The organism is Phyllobacterium sp. P5_D12 (genome assembly GCF_054049495.1).
The window spans coordinates 1-1224 of record NZ_JBFUMG010000902.1; the positions used below are offsets into that span (position 1 = coordinate 1).

General features: G+C 59.4%; 1 protein-coding gene. It reads right to left on the reverse strand.

The window, feature by feature from the left end:
- Positions 1–34: 34 nt before the first annotated feature.
- The coding region (frc, locus tag ACXJ5O_RS27475) for a formyl-CoA transferase (protein ID WP_457302672.1) at positions 35–1224 on the reverse strand (1190 nt) is incomplete at its 5' end.

Sequence of the window (1224 nt, forward strand, 5' to 3'; positions counted from 1 at the left end):
CCGGGGGGTTATGCCGCCGTTTTCTCGATGCGGATTACTCGGCAGCGATTTTCTGCGGGGTTCCGAGTGCACCGCTTTTCTGCAGTTCGTCGATCGTCCGCTCGTCGAATCTCAAGACGTCGCGCAGAATTTCGTCCGTGTGCTCTCCCAAGAGCGGGGAACGCGTAACGTCTGTCGGACTGTCGGAAAGCTTGATGGGATTACCGACAGAAAGATAGTTGCCGCGCTCCGGATGCTCCACCTCGACGATCGTGCCCGTAGCTCGCAGCGACTGGTCTTCGGCGATCTCTTTCATGGACAGGATAGGACCGCACGGGATGTCCCTGTCGTTGAGGATTGCCATCGCCTCGAACTTGTCCTTCGTCATCGTCCACTCCTCGATGCGGGCAAAAATCGCGTTGAGGCGCGGCAGGCGAGCAACAGGTTTTGCATAGTCGGCGTGTGTCTTCCATTCCGGCTCGCCGATCACGTCGCAAATCGCCTCCCAGACCGGCGCCTGGGTGATGAAGTAGATATAGGCGTTGGGGTCTGTCTCCCAGCCTTTGCATTTCAGGATGCGCCCGGGCTGGCCGCCGCCCGAATCGTTGCCCGCGCGCGGCACGCTTTCGCCGAATTCGATACCCTCGCCATACTGGCTGTATTCGTTCAACGGACCGTGCGCCAGGCGTTGCTGGTCCCGCAGCTTGACGCGGCACAGATTGAGCACGCCATCCTGCATTGCTGCCGAGACTTTCTGGCCACGCCCTGTTTTGGTGCGTTGGAAAAGCGCCGTGACGATGCCGAGGCAAAGATGCAGACCTGTGCCGGAATCACCGATCTGCGCTCCGGTAACCAGCGGCAGACCCTCGCGGAAGCCTGTCGTCGAGGCCGCACCGCCGGTGCATTGCGCGACGTTTTCATAAACCTTGCAATCCTGATAGGGACCGGGGCCGAAACCCTTGATCGAGGCGAYGATCATTGCCGGATTGAGTTCCTGGACACGCTCCCACGTGAACCCCATGCGATCGAGCGCACCGGGAGCGAAATTCTCCACCAGCACATCACAATTTTTGATCAGTTCTTCGAGAACCGCCTTCCCGCTCTGATTCTTGGTATCGAGCGTGATCGAACGTTTGTTGTGATTGAGCATGGTGAAATAGAGGCTATCCACCTCGGGGACGTCGCGCAGCTGGCCGCGCGTAATATCGCCAACTCCCGGGCGCTCAACCTTGATGACATCGGCAC